Source organism: Bradyrhizobium sp. U531, from assembly GCF_051710265.1.
GTDB lineage: Bacteria > Pseudomonadota > Alphaproteobacteria > Rhizobiales > Xanthobacteraceae > Bradyrhizobium.
In genome coordinates this window covers 65,117-91,556 of sequence record NZ_JASVEN010000012.1, presented here as the reverse complement: position 1 = coordinate 91,556, position 26,440 = coordinate 65,117, and the positions used below count along the sequence as shown (strand labels likewise).

Annotated in this window: 19 protein-coding genes and 3 pseudogenes; 5 read left to right on the top strand and 17 right to left on the bottom strand. The window is 60.3% G+C overall.

Annotated features, from left to right (window positions below; genetic code table 11):
• Window positions 1-14: 14 nt before the first annotated feature.
• The 7 genes and pseudogenes from QRQ56_RS34925 to QRQ56_RS34895 all read right to left on the bottom strand — a co-directional run.
• A pseudogene (locus tag QRQ56_RS34925) lies at window positions 15-1,139 on the bottom strand (DNA-binding protein); the annotation flags it as partial.
• Between the two features lie 282 nt (window positions 1,140-1,421).
• The gene (locus QRQ56_RS34920) at window positions 1,422-2,378 is read right to left on the bottom strand and encodes an ArdC family protein (RefSeq protein WP_438746008.1); all 957 of its coding nucleotides are present in this window, start codon (window positions 2,376-2,378) and stop codon (window positions 1,422-1,424) included.
• 484 nt (window positions 2,379-2,862) lie between these two features.
• A complete protein-coding gene (locus QRQ56_RS34915) occupies window positions 2,863-3,045 on the bottom strand; it encodes a hypothetical protein (protein WP_438746007.1) in 183 nt (60 codons plus the stop codon).
• A 1-nt stretch (window position 3,046) separates the two neighbouring features.
• A complete protein-coding gene (locus QRQ56_RS34910; RefSeq protein ID WP_438746005.1) occupies window positions 3,047-7,837 on the bottom strand; it encodes a hypothetical protein in 4,791 nt (1,596 codons plus the stop codon).
• Window positions 7,838-8,056: 219 nt separating this feature from the next.
• Window positions 8,057-10,528, bottom strand: coding sequence for an AAA family ATPase (locus tag QRQ56_RS34905; RefSeq protein WP_438746003.1), 2,472 nt, complete (start codon window positions 10,526-10,528; stop codon window positions 8,057-8,059).
• Window positions 10,525-10,767: a hypothetical protein gene (locus tag QRQ56_RS34900; RefSeq protein ID WP_438746001.1), complete on the bottom strand. Its 243-nt coding sequence runs from the start codon at window positions 10,765-10,767 to the stop codon at window positions 10,525-10,527. Before QRQ56_RS34900 ends, QRQ56_RS34905 begins: the two co-directional genes overlap by 4 nt.
• A gap of 451 nt (window positions 10,768-11,218) precedes the next feature.
• On the bottom strand, window positions 11,219-12,058 hold the full coding sequence (locus QRQ56_RS34895; protein ID WP_438746000.1) for a hypothetical protein: 840 nt from the start codon (window positions 12,056-12,058) through the stop codon (window positions 11,219-11,221).
• 111 nt (window positions 12,059-12,169) lie between these two features.
• Between QRQ56_RS34895 and QRQ56_RS34890 the strand changes: the two genes are divergently transcribed.
• Together QRQ56_RS34890 and QRQ56_RS34885 are read left to right on the top strand one after the other, a co-directional pair.
• Window positions 12,170-13,072: a hypothetical protein gene (locus tag QRQ56_RS34890; protein ID WP_438745999.1), complete on the top strand. Its 903-nt coding sequence runs from the start codon at window positions 12,170-12,172 to the stop codon at window positions 13,070-13,072.
• Between the two features lie 79 nt (window positions 13,073-13,151).
• Window positions 13,152-14,441, top strand: coding sequence for a M20 metallopeptidase family protein (locus QRQ56_RS34885; RefSeq protein ID WP_438745998.1), 1,290 nt, complete (start codon window positions 13,152-13,154; stop codon window positions 14,439-14,441).
• A 313-nt stretch (window positions 14,442-14,754) separates the two neighbouring features.
• Here the strand turns inward: QRQ56_RS34885 and QRQ56_RS34880 are convergent, their stop codons facing one another.
• From QRQ56_RS34880 to QRQ56_RS34870, 3 genes and pseudogenes are all read right to left on the bottom strand, one after another.
• A complete protein-coding gene (locus QRQ56_RS34880; protein WP_438745996.1) occupies window positions 14,755-14,937 on the bottom strand; it encodes a hypothetical protein in 183 nt (60 codons plus the stop codon).
• Between the two features lie 239 nt (window positions 14,938-15,176).
• Window positions 15,177-15,593 (bottom strand): annotated as a pseudogene (locus QRQ56_RS34875) (thermonuclease family protein); the annotation flags it as partial.
• A 104-nt stretch (window positions 15,594-15,697) separates the two neighbouring features.
• On the bottom strand, window positions 15,698-15,985 hold the full coding sequence (locus QRQ56_RS34870; RefSeq protein ID WP_438745995.1) for a hypothetical protein: 288 nt from the start codon (window positions 15,983-15,985) through the stop codon (window positions 15,698-15,700).
• A 104-nt stretch (window positions 15,986-16,089) separates the two neighbouring features.
• Between QRQ56_RS34870 and QRQ56_RS34865 the strand changes: the two genes are divergently transcribed.
• Window positions 16,090-16,332: a hypothetical protein gene (locus tag QRQ56_RS34865; protein ID WP_438745993.1), complete on the top strand. Its 243-nt coding sequence runs from the start codon at window positions 16,090-16,092 to the stop codon at window positions 16,330-16,332.
• A 56-nt stretch (window positions 16,333-16,388) separates the two neighbouring features.
• Here QRQ56_RS34865 and QRQ56_RS34860 read toward each other — a convergent pair.
• Window positions 16,389-16,603 (bottom strand): annotated as a pseudogene (locus QRQ56_RS34860) (DUF3606 domain-containing protein).
• Between the two features lie 81 nt (window positions 16,604-16,684).
• On the opposite strand from QRQ56_RS34860, the gene QRQ56_RS34855 reads away from it, so the two are divergent.
• Together QRQ56_RS34855 and QRQ56_RS34850 are read left to right on the top strand one after the other, a co-directional pair.
• Window positions 16,685-19,504 carry a hypothetical protein gene (locus tag QRQ56_RS34855; protein ID WP_438746164.1) on the top strand — a complete coding sequence of 940 codons (2,820 nt, stop codon included), beginning with the start codon at window positions 16,685-16,687 and terminating at the stop codon, window positions 19,502-19,504.
• Entirely contained in the window at window positions 19,419-21,671 is a 2,253-nt protein-coding gene (locus QRQ56_RS34850; protein ID WP_438745992.1) for a hypothetical protein, read from the top strand. Before QRQ56_RS34855 ends, QRQ56_RS34850 begins: the two co-directional genes overlap by 86 nt.
• A gap of 5 nt (window positions 21,672-21,676) precedes the next feature.
• On the opposite strand, the gene QRQ56_RS34845 is transcribed toward QRQ56_RS34850, so the two are convergent.
• From QRQ56_RS34845 to QRQ56_RS34820, 6 genes are all read right to left on the bottom strand, one after another.
• Window positions 21,677-22,339, bottom strand: a complete 663-nt coding sequence (locus QRQ56_RS34845) for a hypothetical protein (protein WP_438745990.1) — start codon at window positions 22,337-22,339, stop codon at window positions 21,677-21,679.
• Between the two features lie 498 nt (window positions 22,340-22,837).
• A complete protein-coding gene (locus QRQ56_RS34840; protein ID WP_438745989.1) occupies window positions 22,838-22,966 on the bottom strand; it encodes a hypothetical protein in 129 nt (42 codons plus the stop codon).
• A gap of 24 nt (window positions 22,967-22,990) precedes the next feature.
• Window positions 22,991-23,365 (bottom strand): hypothetical protein, encoded by a 375-nt coding sequence (locus QRQ56_RS34835; RefSeq protein WP_438745987.1) that lies wholly within the window; start codon window positions 23,363-23,365, stop codon window positions 22,991-22,993.
• 226 nt (window positions 23,366-23,591) lie between these two features.
• Entirely contained in the window at window positions 23,592-24,431 is an 840-nt protein-coding gene (gene istB, locus QRQ56_RS34830) for an IS21-like element helper ATPase IstB (RefSeq protein ID WP_247337631.1), read from the bottom strand.
• Window positions 24,432-24,451: 20 nt separating this feature from the next.
• Window positions 24,452-25,753: an IS21 family transposase gene (gene istA, locus QRQ56_RS34825; protein ID WP_438745985.1), complete on the bottom strand. Its 1,302-nt coding sequence runs from the start codon at window positions 25,751-25,753 to the stop codon at window positions 24,452-24,454.
• Window positions 25,754-25,764: 11 nt separating this feature from the next.
• Window positions 25,765-26,001 carry a hypothetical protein gene (locus tag QRQ56_RS34820; protein WP_438745984.1) on the bottom strand — a complete coding sequence of 79 codons (237 nt, stop codon included), beginning with the start codon at window positions 25,999-26,001 and terminating at the stop codon, window positions 25,765-25,767.
• Window positions 26,002-26,440: the final 439 nt, after the last annotated feature.

Below are 26,440 nucleotides of genomic sequence, written 5' to 3'. Positions count from 1 at the left end.
TCCCTTCTGCGATGTCACTCAGCCGCGTCGAGCTGTTGCGGATCATCGTCGCTCGCGTTGTCCCGATCCTCGTCCTCGGCGAGGAATTAGGGCAGCGGGCCCGCTTCACTCTCCTGCTCCCCTGACGCCGCATTGGGATCGACAAGACGCAGTGGCTCCGGCAACCAGCCCGAACCATCGAGAAGACGCTCGGCCTCCTTGGCCATGTCCGCCTTTTTCAGGTGGTCGATCAGTTGCGCGGACGATTCGCCTCTTGCTTCCCGCACCGCCTCCAGAATGCGCGGCTTGGTGACCCGGCCGAGATAATTGTCGACGGAGGGCTTCCAGCTCGCTTGAACCATGTCGAGGCCGGCCGCTCGTGCCAGCACGTCAGCCCGGTCGAGCCGGGTGCGGACGCCGGGGGCGAATACGCGGCCCTGATTGTAGCGGTTGGCCGGCTCATGGACGGCGTTGACCGCAAATGACGCACAGTGAGCGAACAGGGATGCCTGTGCGGCGCCGTCGAGGGCTGTGAGCGCATCCCAGAGATCATTCTCGCCCTTCGGCAACCGTGCTTTCCAGGAATCGTGCCGGGCCTCCACGGCCTTCGCGGACGCGCTTTCCCTCAAGCCAGGCGCTTGAGCCGGAAAGGTCGGCGTGCGAAGGCTGATCTCAAGGCAGCTTCCGGTCGATGCGAACCGGTAAAAAGCCGTCAGCACGAAGTTGTGCAGCACCGCCTGGAACGCAATTGCAGGATTTTCGGCCAGCGCATCCCGCAATGCCAGCGTGCGATGCGCTGTCAACTCCGTGATCAGGCGATCCGGCAGAGGTTTGGTCGCGTCCTCGTCATCGTCTTCAGTATCAGCAGCGCCGCCAGCCAACGCGATGACCGTGCGTTGGACGGAAGTACCAGCCGCCTTCCCCTCGATCGACTGGGTGTCGTCGGCATGTCCGACCTCAGGATCGTTTGCCGACAAATCGTCCCCCGGCCGGACGTAACCCCGATCCACCGAGAGGCGCCCTTCGGAATCGATGCTGATGAAGACACCGGCGCGGGCGATCTCGGCCGGATCGTAAATCATCGGCCGGTCTTCGAACGCCATCAGTGCCGTCTCGATTTCGCCGAGACGCTGATCGACCTCATCGGGCAACTCGTCGGCAACCGCCCGCACGTTGAGACTTTGCAGCAGCGTACGCTGCGCGATGCTTTCAGCGAGCTGCTCGATGGAAATGCCCGCCTTCACATGCCGGACATTGGACTGGCTCAGCACCAGCTTGTTGAACGGAATATCGCGTGAGGGCGAAAGCGTGATCTTTTGGACAGCCTTGGTCATATCGATTCTCCACGACGGCGGCCGGGAGCCTCTCTCTCGGCCTCCAACCCGTCGCGAAAACCGCCGCTGCCCTCTCACTCTCGTGCTCGCGGTTGACGGAGGAGAACCTCACGCCGCTTCCTGATTCGCTCTCTCCGTGGTGATGTCGACAACCTCTTCCGGCAGGAAGCCAAGGAGATAGTCCGCAACCTTGCTGGCCTGCGAAGCAGCTCGCACGATCGCACGATTATCCTCTCGCAGGACCTCCAACCAGGAGCCAATATAATCGGCGTGCCGCACCGTGGGCACGATACCAAGCGACGCGCAACCGAACGCAGAGGAGATTTCAGCAACCAACTCCTCAAAGGCATACTTCTTGGTACCAAAGCTGCCCGACAAGTCGCGGTTGAGGCGTGACGGATGGCCGCTGGCATGCGCCAATTCATGCAGGGCCGTCCGGTGCCAATTGATCGGTTCGAAATAGGCTTGTGGTGTTGGCACCTGCACATAATCTTCCGTCGGCACATAGAAGGCGCGGTTACCGCCGATGCGGAAGTCGATGCCGGTCGCCTTGATCAGATATTCGACCTGCGGCTCGATCAGGCCCGGCGGCGGGGGCGGCGCAGCGATTACGACGTCCGAAGCCAGCCCGTCGCATTGATCGAGATTGAAAACGGTGAAGCGCTTCAAAAATGGAACAGCTTGTGCCTCCTCGCCGGTCTCGTGTGCGCGGCGCTTTTCGTCGACGGGCACGAAGCGGTCGACGTAGACGACGGTCGTGCCGCGCTCCCCCTTGCGGACGTGACCACCGAGCGACAGCGCCTGGCGGAATGTGAGCCAGCTCTGACCCGTGAATGCGCGCTCCGTGGCAGCCCCCCAGAGGATTAAAATGTTTATGCCGCTGTATTGGCGGCCGGTCGCGGCACTTTTCGGCATGGCCAAAGGCGCCTTCGCCGCCGCGGTGCCCCAAGGCTGCACCCACGGCACTCGGCCGGCCTCCAGCTCGGCGATGATCTTGCTGGTGATGTCGTCATAAAGGTTTGCCCGGTCCTCACCGGTGCGCGCCCGAGGATGATGTCTGGACATCGCGGATCTCCGCGACGGGCGCCGCGAGCCTCTCTCGCAGCCTGTAACCCGTCTCGGCAAACCCGCGCGACACTCTGACTCTCGCCTCTACCTGAGAGAATGCGAAATCTGCGACGCAGCCCGCCTTCCATCGGGTGTTCATGGAATTCCGTTGAGCTACCTAGGGCCGCAGGCCCGACCAGGCGTGCGCCAGGGGCGCATCGCCTCAAGGAAAATGGCACCCGGAGAGCGTGAGCATAGCGACCCAAAGGGGCACGCGGGTCCGAGTGCAGCGACGAGACCGGTTAAGAGGGCACCCGGGAACGGGGCAGTGATAGCGATCACCGCAGGCGAGCCCCTTTTCCGAGTGCCCCCGGCGAGGAGCTCCGTATCCCTTTGCGCGAGGGATTAAAGCCGGATGGCTGAGACGCAACGCGGCGCGGTTCACGAAAGCCCGATGCGGCGGAGCCGCACGAGAACTCCCCCAAAGCTTGAGTCGGAGAACCTAGATTTCCTCGCGCGCATGCGTCTGCGCGTCATAGATCCTGATCCGAAGCATGGGAAAACGCCTCTTCAGTTCTTCGCCACCTGCCCTGGCGCCGTCTCTGGTTGTAAATTCGGTCTTGAGCCGGCCGTCGACTTCAAGCGCGTAACCAGATGCCGGCAATTCGCGGGTGGCTGCAATCATTTCATTCCCGTTGTGCAGTGTGTGATTGGGAATGATGGGTAGCCTGAGGCGCCCAAACCGCGCGAGACTCGATTGCCAAAGGCGGTGATTGGCTATCACACTTGTGGATTGATTGGATGGGGCTGGCCGCTTTCGCCCAAGGCCCGATGCCTTCCACGATGTCGTGATTGAGAAACGTCTTGTCACGTCTCTCCAGAGTCTTGTCCATCGCTCGCTTTAGTTCCGCTCGGTTGAGCTGCACATGTGCGAATTTAAGGGCAAAGAAGCCGTCACTATTGGCTTGTCCTTGCAGATCATCGCGCATCCAGGTCCAGGCGCGCGCGTCCGCCGAGCGCAGAAACAGGACCCAAGAGGCATAAGCCTCTACCGCATCCTGAGCTGCGATATAGGTCTGCCACCAATGATGGGCGCAAGCTTCACGCCAGCGCAGCCGCGCGGCCTTAGCGCGCAGACCGGCACTATCCGTGCGCATCTCGCCTTCGGGCCAGGCGTTCGGGACAGGTAGCGCATAACCGATGCCTAGCCCGTCCAGGAGGGCACCACGTCGCTGCCGCCAAGTCAGCGACGAGGCACGATCCGCAGCCGCAAGATCGGCGATCCAGGCAGCCTTGCCATTGTACGCCGCCGCCAAGGCGACATCGAAGAGATCTTGATCCGAGTGGCAGAATGGTAGGCTAACAAGTTCATCCCGAAGCGCGGCGACGGGCGCCGAATCGGGAACGCGAGACACGATATGCAGCAACTCGTCTACACCGGCCGGACCAATGTAGCGTGTTGTCACGGTCCTGTGCAGTGCGCGCCACAGCGCGGCACCGCGCGTGGGCTCTTGAATGAGCAGCGCCTCACACAGCGCAAGGAACGCAGTCTCCGCAAGGCGCACGCGTCTACGGAAATCCGTACTGATGTCGTGCGAGCCTTCCAGCCAGCGATCGATCATGTTGGATGCATGCTGGATCACAGGAACCAGATCGACGGCATCAACATTGGTGAGATAGAGGCTCGCTCCTGATTGCCTTGCTTCCTCGATGCGGGCTGTTGCGGTCTCTACCGCACGTTGGTGAGCCTTGATGCGCGCATCGGCATCGAGCGCAGCGCGGATCGCTGCAGGGCTATTTCGGTCTTGGGGATCTGGTCTCAGCTGCACGGAAACGAAGAACGGTGTGAATCTCTTCTCCGTCCGGTCGACCGTGAGTGTCGAGCCCGGGTCCGGTTCCGCGATTTTGTTGGCAGCAAGCACGTGACCGAAGATCTCGGCGGCAAGCCGCACCTCAGTGGGATCGGCGCCACGCACACGCGCCGCTTCCAGCAGGCGCCACGGCGCAAGCCGGGGCCCCAACTGGTCAAAGGGCAGAGCCGATTCGGCTCTGATAAGTGCGCCGGTGCCATAGTGGTTGACCCAGACATCGGCCGACGGGCTCCAGCCCCAGGCCTTTGCGGCAAGATAGTGCCCAAACCGAGCGGCATCGGCCAGTGTCAGCATGCGAAACAGCACACCGTCCAGCTCATGATCGGGCTGGTCGATCAAACTTATCAGCCACGACCAGGCTGTGTCGCTAAAGCCCCCCGGGTGAACCGACAAGAGCACGACGAGATCACGCCGCTGCTTGGCAGGCGCCGCGCCGTACCGCGCAATCAGGGCGTCAATGTCCGCAGAGGACGCATTTCGCATGACCTCGGCAAAATCGGCAGGAATGAATTTGAGATCGGCCGCAATAAGCCTATCGAACTGAGTTTGTGCATCACCAAGGGACTGCAGTTCGATCTTGAGCAGCTCGCTTGCCGAGATCGCATCATTATTCTCGTCCGCTTCGTGCGCGCTCAGGCGCAAAACCTGTGCTGCCTGCGCCTCCGCCGTTCCTGCCAGGATGAGAGCCTCGGTGGCGTGAATGGCGCTCCAATAGCGTGACTCGGGCGGACAGGACGCGAAGCTGTCCATTTTGCGCCGTAGCAAGGCGGCGAGAGCGTCCGGAGCGCATCGTGCGAGTGCCGGTTGAAGTTGTTCGAAGAACAATTCTTCCGGAATGTGTCCCATCTGCCGGTGGAGCTTCGCCACATCGAAGGCGGCCGCGGCGGAACGCAACTCCTCGACGAAGCCGGGTGGCGGCTGAAAGGTTGGATCAAGCCACAGCTCGCCGGTGCGCTGCAAACGGGTATGGAGAGGCCGCCCCTTGTCCTCAAGCGCAACGTGCGCGTGCCGGCGTTCAAGGGCAAAGAAACTCCGGCTCGGGTTTGGCAAGTAGTCATTCTCATAGGTGTAGTGCCGGTCGATGCCCGGGTCGAGGCCAGCGGCGCATTCCTCGTCGGCTTCCTGTCCGCTGAGCCAGAGCACGAGCGCCGCGGCCCGTGCAGGAAGCTGCGGGTGAATGCCGGATTCGGGCGTGCGCGAGCGGATATCCCCGGACAGACCGCGCAGGGCAACAGCTGTGGGTTCGGGATCGAGCTCATTCAAGTAGCAAAGCCATTTCAGGCCCTGCCAGCCATCCGCGTGTCCGCGGACGGCCGAAGCAACCGCGATGGCTTCGAAACACGGCATGATCTTCGATAGAGGGAACCCCTCGAGAATCGAAGGCGCCGCGGCCTGCAGCCTGCCATCGTCGCGGCCGACGAGACGAAGCGTAACGCCCAGCACCGTCAATGCTCCGGACGTATCGATCCCGACACGGCCGCGGTAACGCTCCGCACGACGCCGCTCGAAGTCGGCGTTCGCGTCCGGCCTGTTGTCGACTTCGCGGGACACGATCGAAAACCAGGCACGGACCCGCGCAACGATCGCGGTCAATTGTGCGCCTTCAATCCGCGGGATGGCGCGAAGCGCATTGACCGCCCACATCCGAGCGGATGCGTGCGCGTGCGCGCCCGACTGTTCCACGGCGTCGAGAAGGGCGTCTGGAATGCTCGGTGCCAGGCTCGCAAGCTCGCGGCGGTGGTTATCGGTCACGTTCTGGGTTTGCAGCCACGCCGTGACAAGAACGCCTCCGATAGGCGTTGTGAACGGGCCTCCCCGTTCGACAAGGATAGATACAGCCGCCCGCAGAATTTCCGCGCGCTGATCAAGGCCGGCAATCGGGTCGAGCCATTGCGTGACCTCGGCTTCGGCCGCCGCAAAGGTCGCACCATCCATCGCATCGAGTTGTGCAAGCAGCGCGGCCCCGAGCGCGTGAGCTACGACCGTCGGACTGAGCTGCATTGCGCCCGAGGGTCCGGGCAGTGCAAAGCGTCCGTCAATGATGTCGCTCAGCCGGGCATACACCTCCCGCTCGGAGAGATCGGGCCGGCTTGCCGTTTCGCCAAGGCTCTTGAGCGAGAATTCCTGGATACCGCCGCGGTAGCGTCCCGCGACTTCAGCAAGCCATGCACGCCACTCATTTTCGCTGAAGGATTTGCCGGCCCGATCACCGAAGGTGTCCCGCCCATATTCCCACAACAGCCGATGGACCGTGACCTGACCCGCCTCCACGACCCGATCGCGAAAGCGGATGACAAGCCTGAACAAGCGCGGCGTGCACGCAAGTTCGATGAGTTCGGGATGCAAATCTGCCCAAGTGAGGTTCTCGAAAGCGAGCATCTGGTCGAGCTCGCCGCCTGAAGTGGCATCATAGACGTCGACGGCGACGGGGACTGCCGCGACAACAAGCCCGCGAAGTCCCGAGAGCTTGTCGTCAAAATGATATCGGCGCGTGCTGATGATCACACGCACCCGCCCCTCGAAGGCCACGCCCTGGATGGCCTTGAGGAGCGTTAGCCAAGGAACCGAGGGCTCCTGATTGAGGCCATCGAACAGCACGGTGAGAACGGGCCCCTCCTCCCTCGGCCGCTTGAGCAGGTAGGCAAGCCGACGCAACCAATGCTCGGGATCGCGTGTGCCGGTAAGCTCACAGAGCCGCTCGGCCAAAAAACGCCTGATGGTCGATTCCGAGATCCCGGTCAGACCGGCGAGCGCGGAAGAGGGAACGGTGAGGATAATCGGCTGTTCGCGCATCCGGTCAGTCAGCCAGTCGAGCGCGGCCCAGGTCTTCCCGACACCGTCCCACCCGACGATCGCCGCCGGCGCGTCGTTAACGGCAGCACCCCTCCACCAGGCATCCAGCGCAGCATAAACCCGTTGGCGCCGCACCCTCTTGGACTGAGCCCCTCCCGCCGCATCCTGCCCCAGTTCGGCATTCGAAAGGCGATGCGAGGTCCAGATGCCCTGCAGTTTGCGGTGCGATTCGGATCGCAGGCTTTCGAAGCCAAGGCACCAAACCTGCAGATTGCGCCGCAGGTTGGCGATTGCCTCGCCCATGGCAGGTTGTAAGCTGCGTGCATGATTGCCAGCGTCTTGCGAGAACTCGGCTTGCACGAGATCGGGGCCAAATGCGCACAAGGCAGCGAGCGGCGCAGGCTCATGTTCCTTCCAGCCGATGACGACAACGGGAATGCCGAGCCGTTCGCCCTTTTGCACCAGGTCCTGGGCGAGCTGCTCGGGAACGCTGCGCGTGGCAATCAGGACCCATGCTTCCAGCGCCTCGTCGCGTGCCAGCGCATGGTCGATTTCGCCGAGGAGTTCGCGATCGCTCAGGCTGGTGTCGTCGCCATATTTCTTGCACTCCAGGCGGAACCGGCGATCCTGCTGGCCGACCGCACCCGCGTCGCCACCGTGTTGAAAACCTGACTTGGCCACCGCAATCGAAATGCCCAGCAGCCGGCCCACAAGTCCGGCCGCGAGATTTTCCAGCTTGTGGGCGTTCCTCTCGGCCTGAAGCGCAGATTTCAATTGGCTCTGACGGGAAAGCTCTTCGGGGGTGAGCGGCATGAGTGATCGGTTGCAACGAATGGGACTTGCGAGACGGGGTACTTGGAATCCTGCCCAGGGCGCGATTAAATTCTTAGAGCCTGGGCAGAGCCTAAGCCCCGTCGAAGGCAGTTTGTGTTGGCTTCGAGGATACGCTATCTCTAACTCTCCTCGACGGCGATGCCATGAGAAGTCGCGCCAGGTTGATTTTACGGCCGGCTCAAGCCGCCCTGCCCAGCCTCACATCCTTTGACCAAGAGACCGGTAGTAACGGTATTGGCTCGAGCCTGCCGGATGCTCGAACTGAAAGCAACCCGCGAAATTCTCGATCGCTTGCATGACCCCTTTCAGGGCCGGGGCCGTGAACGCATGGGTCTGCCCCGTCGCCCAATGCGAGAGGTAATTGCTCACGATGGTTGCCACCGAGGTGCCGAGGCCGGCGAGTTGGGCAGGCTCCAGGACCAGGCGGCCAGCCGCTTCGTGGAGATCGACGGCTGCCCTGATGGCGTCTATCAGGTTTTTCGCCATGTGCTTGTCGTCGTTGAAGGCAATGCCGATAGGCACCGGAATGCCGACTTTGGAGATGATCTCCTCGAGCTTGAACTCGAGGTACTGCCTGATACGGGGAGCGGCATCATCGGTGTTGCCGGTATCCAGAAAGGCGTGAGTCGCATCGCGGATCTTATGGATTGCGCCCGACTGTGGCAGCACCGATGTTCGTGCCGTGCCCTGAATGCACTGATGCCACCAGCCGCCCTCGTTGGCATTTGTGTTGAACAGCTTCTCGAGGACAGTGTCGTGGCTGAGAAGGATGACCTGTGGGCCATCGGGGACGCAGGGCCGGGCGAATTGTTCCTTGAACACGTTCATCAGGTGGAACTGGTGTCCGGAATCAAAGCTCGATGTGACGTCATCGAGAATCAGAAACTTGGCGCCCCCACCATAGAGCGAAGCGGCCGCCAAATAGACGCTGATCGCGAAGGCGTTGCGATAGCTTTCGGAGAGAACGGCTTGGGCTGAGACGTCCGGCAGCGTCCAGAACTGAGCAAGCGAGATGGAAAGATCCTCGCTGCCGGCGCGCTTCCTCAGGGCCGGCACTACATCGGTGTACATGATCGCTGCGAAGATATTTCGGCTGACGGGTTCGATCGCAGCGAGCCGACGCGCACTTGCCGCGGATTCGGCGCTTGCGAAGCAGGAGCCGGCTGTGTCAAGGAAGCTCTTGACCCGGGCAATTCGCGCAAGCTCTGCAGTGATGGCGGACTGCTCTCTCCGCGCGGCGCGCAGGTCCGACAAATTGCTCTGAAGACGGCGTGCGGCTTCAGCCTTTTCCACCACAGCCGTGAGCTTGTCGGGAAGGCCCTTCTCCAGGGTAAGTTTCCTGTCGGAAAACTCTTTGACATTGGCGAGCGCGCGCTTCGTGAGCATCTTCAGCCATTCGGCGAGCGCGCGTGCGCGCGCCCCGTCCAGCGCCCCCTTCAGTCCGACGTCCTTTGCATCGGAGAGCTGGGCCGGCTCATCTTCCTGGCGGCCCAACCGTTCCAGCTCGTCAAGCTGATTCCAGCCTTGTTCGGTCCACTCTCGAGCCAGATTGGCAGAAGCAGTCTCCACGGCCTCAAACGCCGCGATTTTGTCGCGAACGTGATCGAGAATCGAACCGCGAGCGGATTGATCACATGTCGGGCAGAGGCACTTGTCAGCCCAACTGTCATCCTCAAGGATGGTTTCGCTGAGACCGTAGAGCTGACGAAACAGATCTCCTTGCGTAAGTCTTAAGGCGACGTCGCGAGAATCGGCCAGGTCCACGAGGCGCTTGGCATGCTGTTCGCTTGGCGCGGCTTTCACGGCCTCTGACCACCTCGCCTCGTCGCGCAGGATTTTCGCGAGTTCTGTCCTTGCCTCACCTCCCTCGGCGGCTTTCGCTGCATCGACGCAACTTGAAGGATCGATCTCCTCGAACCTCCGGCCCTCGCAGAGGGGCTTGAGCAGTTCGATGCCACTGAGGGCGGAATGCGCCTTCGCGAGCATCGTTGCCTCGGCTTCGGCCGGATCGTATTCGTCGCCGACGAGCGCCGTGAAGGCCTCCTTGATATTGCCTCGGGCCCGCTGGACGGATATGGCCGCACTATTTTGCTTGGCTTCCTTGCCGGCGACACCGAAGCGATTGTTGAATGCCCTCGTGTTTGTCAGCGAGGCCAACCCTTGCCGCAGCGACGAGTAACGCTTCAGGCCCAGCAGCCCCGCGAACGACCGCCCGCGCTTCTGCGGCGCAAGATCGATAAAGTCCTGAAATGTCTTTCCATCGAGAAGGACGAACTCGCGATTGAGGTCCGCCAGGATCGCATTTCCGTCTGCACCTGCGCTAGCCACAACGGTTCGCCCGCCGGCGGCATCGCGCCGGACGGTCACATCGACCTCGGCGCCGCCGCCGGCAGGCATAAGGGTCAGGGTGATCGTTCCCACACCACCCGCATGGAAGCGGTTCAGATAATAAGACGAGCCCCTTTCGGCCGCGGGCAGATCATCGAGCTTGGGAATTCGGCCGGTGATCGCGTAGACCACCGCATCAAAGATCGATGTCTTTCCTACCCCGTTGGGCGCGGAGATGGAGTTGACGCAATCCGTCTTGAGTTTGAGGACGAGAGGGGCACCCTCGTTGTTGATGCCGCGAAAGCCTTCGATGGAGACCTTCTGGAGATACCAGCCGCTCATTGTGCAGGGCCTTCCTCAGAGGCGGTCTGCTGGGATTCGATAGGCGAGGTCGCTGCATACAACGCGTCCAGGAGCGCATCGTGATCGAGAGCGATGTCCAGGCTGAGGCTTGACAGTGCCCCCGACAGGACGTCTGCCAGGGGATCATCGATCCGCTTGAGCGCGGCCGAGAGCGCCGAGATGTTTTCATCAACGGTTCTGCTGTCATCGATTTCGAACGCAATTTGAGTATTCGTCACTATGCTCCCCCAAACACATAATCGTCCGTCGTCGTCACTCAATGCGGCAACGCAAATGATCGTCTTGCTACTGCTTTCGTGCACGCACGTGGTACGGATTCGGCCTCACATTCAACACGGCTAACGCGTTATCCACCTCGCAGACAGCGCGCCCCTTGGTACGTTTCGTACAGAATTGATTCTGAGCGACCTCCTCAGCCGTGCGAGTAGGTTTCTTAGCGTCGCCGCGTCGCAATTCTGTCAAATGCGACAGTCGGCCGAGAGCACCGCGCCGCAACCTTTGAACCGGAAGCGGCGAGCCCTTGCTCACGGGACGACGCCCCATTGTGTTCTCCCTTCCGGCCGATGAGCCCGCGGGCCGATGACGTCATGCTCGTCGGGCTAATGGCCCGCCGCTTCCTGCGCCGAGCCCGCAAGATCGGATAGCAAGTACCTCTCCGGGAGAGCCGAGTTACTTTCCAGCCCTGACAATCTCGACTTCGAGCTTGCACGCGCCGGACTTGAGCTCCAGGAAGATAGGCCTGCAGAATCCGCTCGGCGCTTCGAGCATCATCTGTTCGCCGGTGGATCTGGTTCCCTGGAAAACATATCGTCCCTGTGCCGATTCCAGGGGGCGCTTTGCTGAATTCGCCATCAAGTACCCGTAATTCTTGTCGTAGCAACCGCGGACGCTGGCATTCAGGTCAGGCAATTTTCCAGCACAGGTGAATTGCCAGGCGATCTCATCGCCAGACCGCGGCTGATAGCTCGAGCCGTCGTCCGCCTGTAGCGTGGTTTGGATGGACGTGTCCTCTCCGAACATGACCGAGAAGCGCCCCCCGTTGGGGTCTTGACGCACGACCAGTCTTGCCGATCGCCCCGAGACGATCCGCCTCAGCGAGACGACCAGATGCTCGATAGCCTCGTCGCGGGCAGGCGCCATCACAAGTACAAGCGCGGCCTGCTGGTCGAGCTCAGCCCGCAGGATCCCGGCGAATCTTTGCCGCTCCGCAAGGGAGCTCGGATACCCGGCACGTCCCAGATAATCCGTCCAGACGTCTCCGAGAGTCTTGCCACCGGGAATGTCCGCGCGGTCAAATGCGTTTGGCCCGAAATCCGAGATAACTTTTTCTCGGGCCGCGGACATCGCCGCTGATAGCCGCTGCGCAAGCTCGACCTTGGACGGTTGGGACTGGACCGCAGGATCAGTTGACTGTGCAAAGACGGGGAGCTCAATCGAAAGCAAGATCGCGCCTGCCAAGCCAAGACAGCAGAGAGCGCTCTTTAGCAGAGAGACGCAAAGAATTTTCAAGCAAGCCTCCTAAACATCTTAACTCGGACCACAACCTATGATTTGATGTATGGAAATCGCATCCAATTTGCACTTTGCAAAAGCATACCGCAACCATTACTTGCAAACTCTATGATCGAAGAAATTGGCGCCTTTCTAAATGCCATACCCGCGGCGGCGGCGAACCCTCTCGCCCTTATCGCGTATCTGGCAACGGTCCTCGCCTGGACGCTGATTGCGTGGCGGGTGAAACGCTTCCAGATCCTGATGGACAAGATCGAGAAGCTGAAAGAAGGAGATCGCCTGGAGGCGATACGTATCGAAACTGGCCGCGTCGTGCCGAAGGGAATGACCGCGGAGCAGTATCTCCGCTCGCGTATTCATTTCTTCATATTCGCGGGCTTCCTTGCCCTCTGCGCCACAGCGGTTTTCGTTGCCTCCATGGCTCTCATTCGTGTGTACGAGCAGAAGGTTCGTGCGGACGGGTACATCAACGAAATACTCGGTCAGCCGTCCTCGTCCACACTCGAGGCCCCCTCACCTTACAAGAGTGCGATCAACACACTTGGCAATGGCCGAAGCACGATAGTGGAGGGGCAGGCCGAGATAAGACCCCCGCTCTCGAAGGCAGATCTCGATCGAATCGTTGCCGAGTGGCAGCTCCAGCATCTGTCGCCGGATCAAATCAACGACCGGTTCGCAGAAGTGGCGGGAACGGCGCGGCTGAAACGGGCCAATCAGAAGCTGGGCGAGGTCACAGGCAGGATAGAGGCGATCTATGAGAAGCTCGCCAATTGCTTCCGAGCAGCGGAATGCAGGCCCGGCGATCAATTCCCCAGAATGTGCAATGCAGTCAAAGGCATCCTCGCTACCATCGACCAGATCAATGCGGCCGCTCTTGCGATTTCGGGCGTGAATTTCAACGCCTCCGGGACGATCGCGACACTCGGTGGCGGATCAATGGACATCGATTTTACCAAGCTGGCCGCGCCAAACGTAACCTATCTGGGGACCGTGGTCTGTGATCGACGTTAGCTCGATTGATCGCGCTCTCGATTGGAACAAGGCTCGACAAGGCCTGTAATTTCGTCCTCTTACGAGGGTTGAGGCATCGATGCAAAAAATGGCCGTCATTGGTCTCAGCCTGCTGGCGCTCTTTGGCCGCGCACCGGCGGTCGCCGCAGATTTGTCGACCGCAATTGCGTCGATGACAGAGCCTGTACGAAGCGCCTACACGTTCCTGCATGAGAATCCCGAGCTGGGGAAGAAGGAGTTCAAGGCCCAGGTGTATCTTCTGGATGCGCTGAAGGGATTTGGCTTCACGGAGTTTATCGTCTCGACCGAAGCGCCGACGGCCGTGATCGCAATTCTTCATAGCGGCAGGCCGGGACCAGTTATTGCACTGCGAGCTGAGATGGACGCCCGCCCCCTCGAGCTCAACGCGGTCGAGCCAATGTCTCACACCCCGCGCTCACGGATCGACGGCTTGATGCATAATTGTGGTCACGACATCCACGCATCGATCTTGCTCGGCACCGCTGCCATTCTGATCGCAAACAAGAACCGTATTTCAGGAAAGATCGTCTTCTTGTTTCAACCGGCCGAGGAAACCCCGGGCGGCGCCGATGACATTGTCCACGAGAAGATTCTCGAACGCCTCGGGGTCAAGGCAATCTTCGCCGAACATGTCGCTCCCGGCATGCCGATAGGGACCATCGCCATCGCACCGGGTTTTGCCCTAGCCGGAAGCAACTACTTTCATCTCAAAATCAAGGGGACGGGCTCGCACGCGGCTGCGCCCAATGAAGGCAGCGATACGCCGCTCGTCGCCGCGCGCATGGCGATCGAGCTGTCTGAGTATCCGGCCCGTCACCTTGATATCGCTAACAAGCCTGTCATCATTTCGGTCACACGACTCCTCGCTGATGGCAATGCAGGCAATGTTATCCCCGCGGAGGCCGATGTCAGCGGCACCATCCGCAGCTTCGAGAATATCGCACAGGGCGAGAACGGCGAGCCCTCACTCAAGGACAAGCTCGATCAGCTTGTCTCGCGAATGGCAGCGGAGGCGACTGTAAATTACGACTGGACGATCCGAGCGGGTGCGCCGGCGACGCGAAACGACCCTGCGCTGTTCGAGCAGATCATCCCGCCTCTCGGACGGGCATGGCCCGGGGCGCTGGAGACCCATCCTGGGCGCGGCATGTTCTCGGAAGATTTCTCATATTATACGGACGTCATGTCCGCGCTGTACTTTTCCATCGGCGTCACCAAGGACGGACATGGACTGGCCGGAGTCCATACAAAGGAGTTTGATGCGCACCCCGATGTCTTCGCTCAAGGCCTTCGTCTCATGACGACGTTGGCCGTCATTGGGACCACTGGGAAGATGGATTGGCAATAGCCAAATGACCCGCGCCATCGTCGCTCTCATTGCCCCTTCCCGGGCACCCTCTTAACCGCACAGAGTGGTGGTCGGGACGACCATAGTCGCGGATGTCGCCTTATCGCTCATCGGAACAGGCTGCATCGGCCGTCATACTCATGACGGTGGCCCCTTTTCCGAGTGCCCCCGGCGAGGAGCTCCGCATCCCTTTGCGCGAAGGATTAAAGCCGGATGGCCGAGACGCAACGCGGCTCGGTTCACGAAAGCCCGATGCGGCGAAAGCCGCACGCGCGCAGGCCGAGCAACTCTGCCAAAACTTGAATCAGCGGATCTAGATTTCCTCGCGCGCATTCGTCTGCGCGTCACAGATCCTGATCTGAAGCATGGGAAAACGCTTCTTGAGTTCTTCGCCACCTGCCCTGGCTCCGTCTCTGGTGGCAAATTCGGCTTTGAGCCGGCCGTCGACTTCGAGTGCGTAACCGGAGGCCGGCAAATCACGGGTGGCTGCAACCATTTCATTTCCATTGTGCAGTGAGGCCATTGGGAATGATGGGTAGCGTGAGTCGCCCAAACCGCGCCAGAGCCACCGGCCCCAAGTGCGGTGATAGACCAACGCACGTTGTGGATTGGCTCCTTGCCGGGATCGCCTCGAGGATGGGCGTTTGCATCGTCCGAACAGGCGGACGGCTTTCCACGTGCGCGGATGCATGCACGATAGAGCCACGGCTCCACGTAGCTGCCCTTCCAGAGTCCCTGGCCGATGCGCTCAGCCTCGCGCTGAGCTTCGTGATACCTGCCCTTCGAGTATTGGGGCCAATCCAACGCAAGACCGTTGCGTACAAGCCATTCCCCGAGATCCCTGCCTGCGACCGAGCAGGTCGCAACCGTGCGGCCATACGGGTCGAGGCTGACTGGGACACAATTGATAGGACGGCGGGCAATGAAGGCGTCAAGGTCGTTTGCGGCCTGCGCACCGCAACGATATTGCAAGCTGTCTTCGCCGTGGCACAGCTGGCTGCTCTCCGGTGCATCGATACCCCAAAGCCGGATACGCACGCCATGCAATTCCAGCGTGTCGCCGTCGATAATACTGGCCTGTCCGACAAAATCATCGGCCAGCGCCACGCTCGACAGAATGGTGAGAATCAATGCGACAGAGGTTCGACGCATTCCAATGACCTTGTAGCTATCGCAAATGTCGCGGACTGGATTTCGGCTAAATTTCGAGCGGCTCAGTGCCGGGGGTTCCCGGGCCGCTCGGGATAGTGAAATTCTCAGCCGCGCAGCCAGCGTCCCTCGAAGCGAGCCCAGAGCACAATCGCATCCATCTGCCAAATGAATTCATCGACCTTCCAGACGCCGTCACTCATCATAACCTTGCCGGTCGCTTCAAATGGCAGACTGTTCCGGCCAAAGCGCGTAAGTTTCGTTCCCGGCGCCCCTTGGGACCAGGCAAAAGCGCTACAGCGCCCGTACCAGACGAGGCGCTGTAAGTCGTCATGCGCCGTGAGGACAAGGAAAGACAGGATTGCCGCCTGGTTTTGCACTGGACGGCGGAACACGGGGACAAGCACCCGCCCGGACGGCTTGGAATCCCTGCTCTGTGTTAGCAGCCGGAACGAGTCGAGGGCTGCAAGGACTCGTGCCTCGCGGAGGAGCGGTCTTGATGCTGATGTCCAAGGAGAGACGGACGGCGATCCGCACAATACAGGGGTGGGCGATAGCCGTTCTGCAGGAGGCAGGAGCGATCCGCCAGTGTGAGTACCACGGCTGGATGCAGGACCGCGCAGATCCCCACGCCCGTGAGCGGGCATTCGAAATCGTCTGCCTGGATCCGCCAGCGGGTCTTTCGGCCCACGTGGCGGCCGGCGCAGTGACCGAGGTCCTGGACTCGATCGGCGATACCTGACCCGAATGTCCGACCGAGGTCTAGGCACGCTGAACGAGCGGCGCCGGCAAAGGTGACTAGCTCGCGAGACGCTTCTCGACTCGCTTCCGGCTGTTTCCGACCTTTTGATTGCCTTCTTGACCGCTGACGCCGACCCGTCCTGTCTTCTTGGACTCGTACCCACCTCATACTTTTGGCCGCCGGCCACACGGGCCCGGTCCTGCTTGCGCCCGCGCGCTGAAGTTTGCGGGAACGGCCGAGCCGATCGGAATGCGCAGTTCGCACGGCGCAGGCCTGCAATGAACCTATAGATCGCGACAGAAGTGGTCGTGGTTGAGCTCTTGAACCTCAGCGACTCGTGATATGGGTAATCATGCAGTTTCAACGCTACATGGCCACGGACGTGTTCGCGCGCGAGCTCGATTCCCTTCACGCTTTTCGTGGCCGGAAAGTCGGGTCAGGCTTGCTTGAATACCTTGAACAGCAGGGACTGCTCTCTCCGCGGATACGCATCCGCTATCCCGGCCCGGTAGCGCGCCGATTTTGGCTGCTGGCGCACGAACATTGGGGCGCGCGCCAGTTGCGCCATCCAACCGAGCCGGACGGGCCTCGCTGGGAGGCCGCCGTCGAGCTGAATGAGGCGCTTTATCGTTGGCGAAGTAGCTTGGCTTATGGCCCGTCCGATAATCCGCTCGACGATCCAGCACCGCGCTTTTCCGAATTCATCCAACACCCGTCAGCTACGACGTTTGAAGCCTCTGCCTCGTTTCGAGGTAACCGGCCTCAACGCTTCGGCGGGGATCTCCTCGTTCGTCGAAGCCTTACCCGTCGGAAATTCACTTCCGGAAATGAGAGATGGGTTTGCGACCCGGTCGGACCTCGATCATCCCTGGTTGATTCAATTGCTCCCATTCCCTCGCGGTTGCACGCTGCTATTGTAGCACCCTCGAATCAAACGACTCCTTCGGACCAGGCCAGTTGCTCAGCCATGTCACCAACAACCACTGCCTCCTCCACCCCATCATCCATCAAGCGCTCGTTTCGAGACCTGTCGGATATCGAGGTCGCGGATATCGAAAGAGCATCAAGTCTCTCGCGCATGGGCTGGAGCGGTGGTTTTGGTTGGGACGAGCTGTTGCGCTCGCAACGCGTGGTCATGGTTTCCGAAGCTGGCGCGGGAAAGACTTACGAGTGCCAAACACAGCAGGCCAGGCTCTGGAAGGCTGGCGAACCAGCATTCTTTCTGGAACTCGCGACGCTGGCCGGCAGTTCAGTCCGCGATATGCTGACCTATGACGAGGAGCAGCGCTTCGAGGCGTGGCTACGCTCCCAATCCGAGATTGCGACCTTCTTCCTGGATTCATACGACGAACTTAAGCTGACGCTTGGGAGCTTTGAGCAAGCGCTGAAACGTCTCAACAAGGCGCTGGCGGGGCAGCTCGGACGCGCGAGAATAATCGTCACAACGCGGCCGGTTCCGATCGATCGCGAGCTTTTTGCCGAACATTTGCCGATACCAACTGCGAGAAAGGCGACGTCTACAGGCGAAGCGTTCGCCGACATCGTGATGGACCGGCACCAACAAAAGATCAAGGATGAAACCAGGCCAAAGCCATGGCGCAATGTCAGTCTGATGCCGCTATCGACGGAGCAGATGCGCGAGTTTGCCGTTCTCCAGGGCGTGACCGATCCCGACAAATTGTTGGCCGACATCCGGGAGCGCGATGCGGAACAATTCGCGGAACGTCCCCAAGACTTGATCGAGTTGTGCTCGGATTGGCGCGAACATCATCGCATTCGTTCCCATCGAGAACAGGTTGAGAGCAACATCGCCACCAAGCTGAAGCCGAGGACGGCTCCGAAGGAGAGAGTGGAGTTCTCGCAAGAAACGGCAATTGAAGGCTCCAGCCGCCTGGCTCTCGCTGCGTTGCTGACCCGGAAGCTGACCCTGCGCCACTCGGCAGATGCGGACAGCGTCCACGCAAGCGAAGCAGCGCTGGACGTTTCCAAGATCTTGCTGGACTGGAGCGACGCGGCACAATCGGTCCTCTTGGAGCGAGCGTTGTTTGGCTTCGCCAGCTATGGCCGCGTTCGCTTTCACCACCGGTCCGTGCTCGAGTTTCTTGCCGCGAAGCGGCTCGACGCCCTGCTCGCCCGCAGTGTTTCGATCAAATCCATCAAGCGGCTCTTGTTCGTAGAGACGGCGCAAGGGGTACGGACGGTCCGCCCCTCGATGCATCCGGTGGCGGCGTGGCTTTCTCTTTGGCACCACACCATCTTTGATGATATCGTGGAACTTGATCCGGCTGTCGTTTTGGATCACGGCGACCCGCAGTCGCTGAGTGTGGCCCAGCGGATCAGAGCGCTCGAAGCTTATGTCGAGCGCTACGGCCGCGGCGGCTGGCGCGGCCTCAGCACCCCGGAAATCCAAGTTCATCGGTTCGCCTCGCCGGAACTTGCGCCCAGTGTTAGGAGGCTATGGAAATCCGGGATCGGAAATCCGGAAGTGCGAAGCCTTTTGCTCCGGATCGTTATTGCCGGAAAGCTAAAGGCGTGTGCGGACATCGTTTATGCGATTGCGATGGATGCTGCCGGCGATGATTATGAACGCAGCCTCGCAACTGAAGCCTTGGTGCACCTGAGCGACGAGCATCTCGAAGCACTGGCAGAGTCGCTCGAAAACGAGCCTGCTCGATGGCCTGACGCGATGGCCCGCCGTGCGCTGATCACCTTGTTCCCTACCCATCTTTCGGTAAGCCGATTGTCACGAATATTGAAGCGGGTAAAGCAGAATGTCCGTAGCATCGGCGAACTAAATCACCGTCTGCCACACGAGATTGAGATCGCGGGCCTCTCACCAGAGGATCTTGATGAATTGCGCCAGGCGCTGACGGATATGATCCTTGATGGGATCGCGTGGGCCCCTGATAAATACCCGCATGTACGAACCAAACGCTACGAGCTGTTGCCGGCACTTATAGCAACATGCCGCCGGCAGGAGGCTGAAGGCGTCCGGACGGAAGCGTGGATTTCGTCGAGCCTACTTGCAATTCGGCTCTCAAAGAACGAGCATGGCACCGAGAGAGAGGCTCTAGCCAGATTGCGGATTGCGGCACGCGCTCGGAGAACTTTCGCCGGAAGCGCGAGAGACGGTCTTTTGGAAGGAAGATGCTTTCGTCGCGACGATTCATAAGGTCAAGGACGCCTGGCAACGCATCTTCGACGTGTCCCACCATGGTGGCATCCCGCTCGGCGAAAAGGATGCTGCATGGGTTCGAAAACGCCTCGCCGAGCGTCAGGAGCCGCTCGACCATCGCGAGATGATGCTATGGGCCGAGATGGTCTTGCTCACAAGCAACGCGACCGATCCTCAGACGCTGCTTGAAAGCCTCAAGCCGCTTGTTTCGGACTCGTCCGCCCTCACCACGATCATCGATAATCGCCTGAAGCCGCAGGATGGCTCAGCCGAATACCGCCGGATGGAGGCGGAGCGAGCAAAACAGGCAAAGCAGGCCGAACGTCGGACAGCCAAGGCACATGCAAGCTGGATGATGTTTTGGCGTGAGATCGTGCAAAATCCGGACGCGGTCTTTGCTGCGGATCGCGCCGCCGGTACAGCCTGGGATCTATGGCGGGCGGTCGAGCGCTCAGGTGAAAAAAGCCGGGCTTCAGGATGGAATCGACGCTTCATCCAGGAACAGTTCGGCGCGGCCGTCGCTAACCGACTTCGCGAAACAATGATGGCCGCGTGGCGCAGGGATAGACCGACGCTGCGCAGTGAACGCGCGGAAGAACAAAAGGACTCGTTCTTGGTTCGCTGGCAGTTTGGCCTCGCCGGGATTGCCGCAGAGGCGGAGGATCCAAATTGGGCCAAGCGGCTAACGGAGAGCGAAGCTGAGCTCGCCTGCCGCTACGCGCCGATAGAGCTCAACAGCTTTCCGTCGTGGCTCGAAGCACTTGCGGTCGAGTATCCGCAAACCGTGGATCGCGTCCTTGGTCAGGAACTCAGCGTCTCCCTGCAAGAGGTCACGAGAACGAACGGCTATTCGATGTTCCTGCAGAATATCAACCACGCACCGGCCATCGTAGCCGCCCTCTTTGTTCCGCGTATCCGCACTTGGTTGGCCGAGGTGGCGCAGAGTCAGACTCGCGCCAATGATCCGCAGTATGAGCAAAACCTGCGTCAGGCGATCGAAATCCTAATCAAATCGGGTAGCGATGACGATCGCAGCTTTATAGAGCTGGCCGCACAGCAACGTCTCGCTGTGGGACTCACCCTTCCTTTCGCAAAGGTGTGGTTGCCAGCGCTTCTAAACCTAAATCCGGGCGCAGGCATCGATCTCCTGGAGAAGGGACTCGCGAATATGCCGGCCGCCAAGCTGGGCTCGGGCGTTCAGTTATTTGCGGACCTTTTCGGCCACGAATACGGCGGTCTTGGTTTCGATCTCCACGGGCCTGGATTTACACCACCGCTTTTGCTTCGCCTTCTCCGGCTCGCCTATGCCCAAGTTCGGATAGGCGACGATACGCAGCACGAAGGGTCGCATTCTCTTGACACGCGGGACCACGCTGAGCGGGGGCGGAGCGCAATCTTAAGCGCGCTGTTCGCTTCAACCGGCCCTGAAGGCTGGGCGGCAAAGATCGAAATGGCCGGCGATCCGTTGTTCGTGCATATCAAGGACCGCACCATGGCGCTCGCGCAGCAAAAAGCGGCGGAGGAAGCGGACAGCGTTGCGCTTACGGAGACGGAATTCTCAATTCTTGACAAGACCGGAGAGGCGCCACCAAAGAACCGCGAAGCGATGTTTGCGCTCATGCAGGACCGTCTCGATGACATTGACGACCTGTTGCTTCAGGACGTATCGCCTCGCGAACTATGGGCCAGCATCAGAGACGAGCACGTGATGCGGCGAGCATTAGCTGGCGTCCTTCGGGACGCCGCCAGGCAAAACTACACCATCGATCAGGAGGCGGTGACGGCAGACGAGAAGGAGACCGACATTCGGTTTCGATCGACTGTATGCGGACAGCAAGGAACGATTGAACTCAAACTCGGAGATGAGCGTTCCGGAACCGACCTGTTCAACACGATCCACGATCAACTCTTGACCAAATACATGGCCGCCGACGAGTGCCGTACAGGATGTCTTCTTGTGACCATCGCAAAGATTCGCGAATGGGAGCATCCCCAGACCGGCAAGCTCATCGGGTTCGAGGAATTAATGTCCTTACTGGACGATGAAGCGCAACGAATATCGAGGGAACTCGGAGGGACAGCCAAGCTCATGGCAAGGGGATTGGACTTGAGACCTCGACTGTCTTCGGAAAAGAGCTCTCGGGCAAAGTGCCGCCTGGACTAGGTTACTTAATGGCCTATCGTATCAGCCTCACCCGCTTGCCTTAGCACGACTGATGACACCTCCATAAAACTGACCAGCTTTGTATCGATGCCGTGAAAGACGGCGGCGAAGTTCGGCTGGAACGGGCCCCGCTTGGTGACATTGTGACGTGCCTGACGGCCGATCGCATGCATGATGAAGTCGGCGACTTCGAGGCCGGGTCCGCCCTCCCGCCTTCGCATGAAATAGCACTCGACCGGCAGCGGCTTCCCATTTTGCACGAGAGAGAAGTTCTGGAACGCTGCTCGCGTGCGACGGTCTCCGAGCGTGCCTTCAACAGGTAGATTTGTCGTTAACGGGTTGCAAAACAGACGGCGCTCACCCATTGTGCGATACTGGGCGAGCCCGCTGGGCACTGTGATTCTGATTGCCGCAGCATCACAGCCTAGCGCTGTGAGGATATTCTCTTGGACAATCTTGCTATTCTCAACGCAGAGCTTGCTCATTGCCGTGCAGAACTCGAAGCAATCGGACGAGACGTAACTAGGCTGCTCGCTTGCGCTGCAACGCGAGGCGCCGCGGAAATCTTGCCCGAATTGGAGAAGGCAGCGACGCGAATGCGCCAGGCGGCACAGCAGTTCGAGGCAGTGACGCGGGCGATCGCTGAAGGCAGCCAACGGCGTATTCATTGAAAACGGCTGCAGTCTGGTTGCGATCGGCCCCGCACTTCAATGCCCTGGGCCAGCGGCAACAAAGCAGCGTTTTAGATTGCGCCAACCTGCATTTCCAAATTCCGATAGCCTCTTGAAGCAACTATCGTATTGCGCATTTTACGATACAGGCGGCATTCGTTGGCTAATTAGCAGGAAGTACAACCATCCTCACCTCAACCGCACCCAGCAGGTGAGATGGTGGTGTCGTGATTGCATCAAAGAACGTAAAATGGTCGGGGGCGGCTTGGGCTTGACGGGTCCACCAGTAGCCCAGCCGCCCTCCCTCACGCTTATCGAACGGGAATTTACGCAATCTCGATTGTTGGACGAAGCGTCTCCTGCTGCTCTGCCGAAAACGACAGGAAAGTTAGTGGGAATGTAATCACCGCATGGTAATCTGCACATCATATATCGGTCCACTAGCCGCGCGTTTTTCGATCAAGGCGTCCCGCTTTTCCCTAGTTCCGGACGTCTTCATTTCAGCTTGGGGCTTAAATGAATGTTCGCAGCGAGTTTGCCGACTTGTTCCGCGACATTGAACGTCGCCAGCGACGCATACGCGATCAGGAATTTCTTCTGGAGGTCTTGGAACGCGACGGTCACGACGTGACCGAACAGAGGAGGCCGCTAGAGACAGATCGAGCGCACCTCGCTTCTCTCATTGCCGAACAGCTGGGGCTTTGCACGAAGTAAGTCGGTCGTGGAGCTGAACAGAACAGACCACACCCGGATGACGAGCACTGGTCCAAAGGAGTGTTCGACAAGGGCCATGCCGTCTTTTCCAGTTTGCACCGCAATCAGCGTTCTAAAGAAACGATGTGAATTGTGACCAAGGTTATTTTCTTGTGCCCTAAATGCGCAGGTGCCTTCGTAGCTGACCAAATCCGCCGGGAAGTCCGGGAGCCTGGTCACTTCAGGTGCGCATTCTGCAAAACCAACGTGCACCGGTGGCGGGACGAATATGATTTTGTGAACTGGCGCGTACCGAGAAGCGATGGCCAAGAATTTCTTGGGAACTACACTTATCGCCGCTTCGGTCCTAAGCGGATCATCTCCTTCCCATCTTGGTGTGCAGATCCTCTACGCGGCTAGGCTGGAGATGAATGTCTAAAGCCTTCTCCCCGGAGTGTGGGAAGAAAACGCGGTTCGGCTTCGCGTGCAGACTGTGTCAAACGCCATCCGGAACTGCCCCCTTTGCGTCATGAAGAACTGCCCCCCACCATCGGGATTATGATTTCGGTTGAAGGTTGTTTCCGCCGGTGACGGGCCGGAGGGAGGCGGAGCCGACCGGAGGGCCGTCACCGGCGGTCGGCGTCTTGATGAGGCCGCTCTTGCGCTTGGCTCGGAGCCGGTAGCTGTCGCCGCGGATCGTCAGCACGTGGCTGTGGTGCAAGAGCCGGTCGAGGATCGCGGTGGCGACCACGGGATCAGCGAACACGGTGCCCCATTCGGCAACGCTGCGGTTCGAGGTGATCAGCATGGCGCCAGTTTCGTAGCGCCGGCTGACCAGTTGGAAGAACAGATGTGCCGCGTCAGGTTCCAGCGGCAGGTAGCCGAGCTCGTCGACGATCAGCAGCTTTGGCTTCGATAGCGCGAGCAGTTTCTCGTCCAGACGCCGTTCGCCATGGGCCTTGGCAAGGCCTGCGACCAGCGTCGTCGCCGTGGTGAACTGCACCGTGTACCCGGCCAGGATCGCCTCTCGCCCCAGCGAGATCGACAAGTGCGTCTTGCCGACTCCGGGTGGCCCGAGCAACAGCACGTTCTCTCCGTTGGCGATCCAACGTGACGCGGCAAGGTCACGGATCTGTTTGGGATCGATCGACGGCTGCGCCTCGAAGTCGAAGCCCGCCAGTTCCTTGACGGCTGGGAAGTGTGCGAGCTTCAGCGCCATCTCGATGCGGCGATGATCCTTGCGTGCGATCTCGCGCTCGCACAGCAGGATCAGCGTCTCACGCGCCGACAGGTTCGCGCGCGCCGCCTCGTCGAGCAGGCTGTCGAGCTGATCGCGGATGCAGGAGAGCTGCAATCGCGCCAGCATGGCATCGAGCGGATCGATCGTTTCTTCCATTATCTTCTTTCCCCACGCCATCAGAAGCCTCCTCCGACCACAGCTTCGTATTCGGCAAGAGAGCGTAACAACGACGGCGGTGGAGACGGATCCAGCACTGCCGCGATCTCCTGGCGGACCGCGCCATTGCGCCCAGCGACACCATCGAGATGGGCGGCGTCGACGATCCGCAGCCGGCGTCCCTCGGACTGCTTGTGCCCTGCTACCTGGTGCAATCCATGGCGGATCCGGACTTCGCCGGCCGCGATCGTTACCGCCACGCGCTCGCCAATAAGGCGCCAGGGCACCGAGTAGCTGTTCGTGTCGATTTCGACGGCGCAATCATTGCCGACGACGCGGGTCAGTTCACGCAACGATCCGAACGACGGCTGCCCCCCGAGCGGCTTCAACCGATGTATCTCCTCACGCGCGAAGCGGATGATCGGCGCCTCGCCGGTCGTGCCGTGGATACGAACGTTCGCAACCTCACGCTCCCATCTGTCGAGATGCGCCTCGAATGCTTCCCAACTTGAGAAGGAATGACCGGCGATCGCATTCTTCTTCACGTAGCCGACGCCGTTCTCCGTCTTGCCCTTCGTGCGCGCCCGATATGGCGCGCAGGCGCGAGGACGGAAGCCCCAATGCTTTGCGAAGGCTATAAGCTTGTCGTTGAACTGAACCGACCGGCTCACCGCGTCGTGGCGCACGACAAGCGCGCGTGGATTGTCCATCAGCACTTCCTCCGGCACACCGCTGAAGGTCGTGAATGTGCTCTCGAGCCCGGCGAACCAATGCTCCTGCCTCTCGGCCCGGAACGCACGCACATGGAGCCGTCGCGAGTGCCCGAGCGTCGCCACGAACACGAATGCCTTGACTTTCGCCCCTCCGATCTCGACCAGGCGCTCCCCGAAGTCGATCTGCAGCTGCCGACCCGGTGGCGTCTCAAACCGCGTCGTCGCCAGCGCCTCCGCCTTCAGCGCCTGGCGATAGGGCTGCACGGCGCGTTGCAGCGTCCGCCGGCTGACTGCCACGCCTTTCTCGGCCAACAGGTCTTGGCGCACCACATCGGCATTGCCGCGATGCCGAATGAGCCTCTCGCGCAGCCAGCCCTCAAGGCCGTCGAGCTGCTTCTTCCGCTCAGGCGACTTGAACGGCTTCACACCGCCCGCCGCAACGTAGTCTTTCACAGTGTGATGGCTGCAGCCCAGCTGCCGCGCAATCCGCTTCACACCCCATCCGCACGCCCTCAGGCGCATCATCTCCGCCACGTCATCCGGCGTCTTCATCACCTGCCCCCGTGGATCATTCCACGGCGAGCCTTCAGTGATTCGTTCCCGCTTCATTCACTCTCTCCTCAGCTATTCGAGGAGGGGCAATTCCTCGTGACGCAGAGGGGGCAGTTTTCCACGGCGCGCGACAGACTGCGGACGTAGTACCCTTGAGCCCGAACGGCTGATTTGATTTCGTCGCTGACCTTGAGAACTCTTGCTCTTCTCTTGCGCCACTTGTGTGCAGAGTAAAGCAGGGGTACGGCAGAGCCTGTACTCAGAACGAGCAAGTCGCGCTTGCTGCTGCGATAGACATCGTACATTTCGCCCCCGCGATCATATTCAAGTACGCATGAAATATACTTTCGTCGGCTCGATGAAGGAGCTTAGTATCTCGAATGGCAGCGCGGGTTGTAAATATGCAACGCGCGCGAGTTTTGGCTCGCTGCCTCCCAAATGATGGCAAACTGAGGTAAGATTGTCGATAAAGACAAGGAGTTCGTCGAAGCCGACCATGCCGTACGCCCGCTTGATCTCGAATTGATTGTCGAGAGAATCAAGACAACCACGTTGGAGCCCGAATTGGAGCAACAGGCCTCGGCTTTGTGGCTCGTCTTGTGATGCAGTCGCAATCAAGCCCCCGAGTTGAGCCGAACAGTCGCCCCACACCTAAAGGGGCTCTCCAGATATGACGTTCGCGCTCTAACGCCGATCGGCGGTGATACTTCTTTTGACCGTTGGTCGGGCCGACACAGGTGAAGC

What these genes read in the sequence shown, in the direction of transcription:
- QRQ56_RS34920 (WP_438746008.1), bottom strand. Translation starts at nt 2,378, where the DNA reads ATGTCCAGACATCATCCTCGGGCGCGCACCGGTGAGGACCGGGCAAAC.
- QRQ56_RS34915 (WP_438746007.1), bottom strand. Translation starts at nt 3,045, where the DNA reads ATGATTGCAGCCACCCGCGAATTGCCGGCATCTGGTTACGCGCTTGAA.
- QRQ56_RS34910 (WP_438746005.1), bottom strand. Translation starts at nt 7,837, where the DNA reads ATGCCGCTCACCCCCGAAGAGCTTTCCCGTCAGAGCCAATTGAAATCT.
- QRQ56_RS34905 (WP_438746003.1), bottom strand. Translation starts at nt 10,528, where the DNA reads ATGAGCGGCTGGTATCTCCAGAAGGTCTCCATCGAAGGCTTTCGCGGC.
- QRQ56_RS34890 (WP_438745999.1), top strand. Translation starts at nt 12,170, where the DNA reads ATGATCGAAGAAATTGGCGCCTTTCTAAATGCCATACCCGCGGCGGCG.
- QRQ56_RS34885 (WP_438745998.1), top strand. Translation starts at nt 13,152, where the DNA reads ATGCAAAAAATGGCCGTCATTGGTCTCAGCCTGCTGGCGCTCTTTGGC.
- QRQ56_RS34880 (WP_438745996.1), bottom strand. Translation starts at nt 14,937, where the DNA reads ATGGTTGCAGCCACCCGTGATTTGCCGGCCTCCGGTTACGCACTCGAA.
- QRQ56_RS34865 (WP_438745993.1), top strand. Translation starts at nt 16,090, where the DNA reads ATGCTGATGTCCAAGGAGAGACGGACGGCGATCCGCACAATACAGGGG.
- QRQ56_RS34855 (WP_438746164.1), top strand. Translation starts at nt 16,685, where the DNA reads ATGCAGTTTCAACGCTACATGGCCACGGACGTGTTCGCGCGCGAGCTC.
- QRQ56_RS34845 (WP_438745990.1), bottom strand. Translation starts at nt 22,339, where the DNA reads ATGAATACGCCGTTGGCTGCCTTCAGCGATCGCCCGCGTCACTGCCTC.
- istB (WP_247337631.1), bottom strand. Translation starts at nt 24,431, where the DNA reads ATGGAAGAAACGATCGATCCGCTCGATGCCATGCTGGCGCGATTGCAG.
- istA (WP_438745985.1), bottom strand. Translation starts at nt 25,753, where the DNA reads ATGAAGCGGGAACGAATCACTGAAGGCTCGCCGTGGAATGATCCACGG.
- QRQ56_RS34820 (WP_438745984.1), bottom strand. Translation starts at nt 26,001, where the DNA reads ATGTACGATGTCTATCGCAGCAGCAAGCGCGACTTGCTCGTTCTGAGT.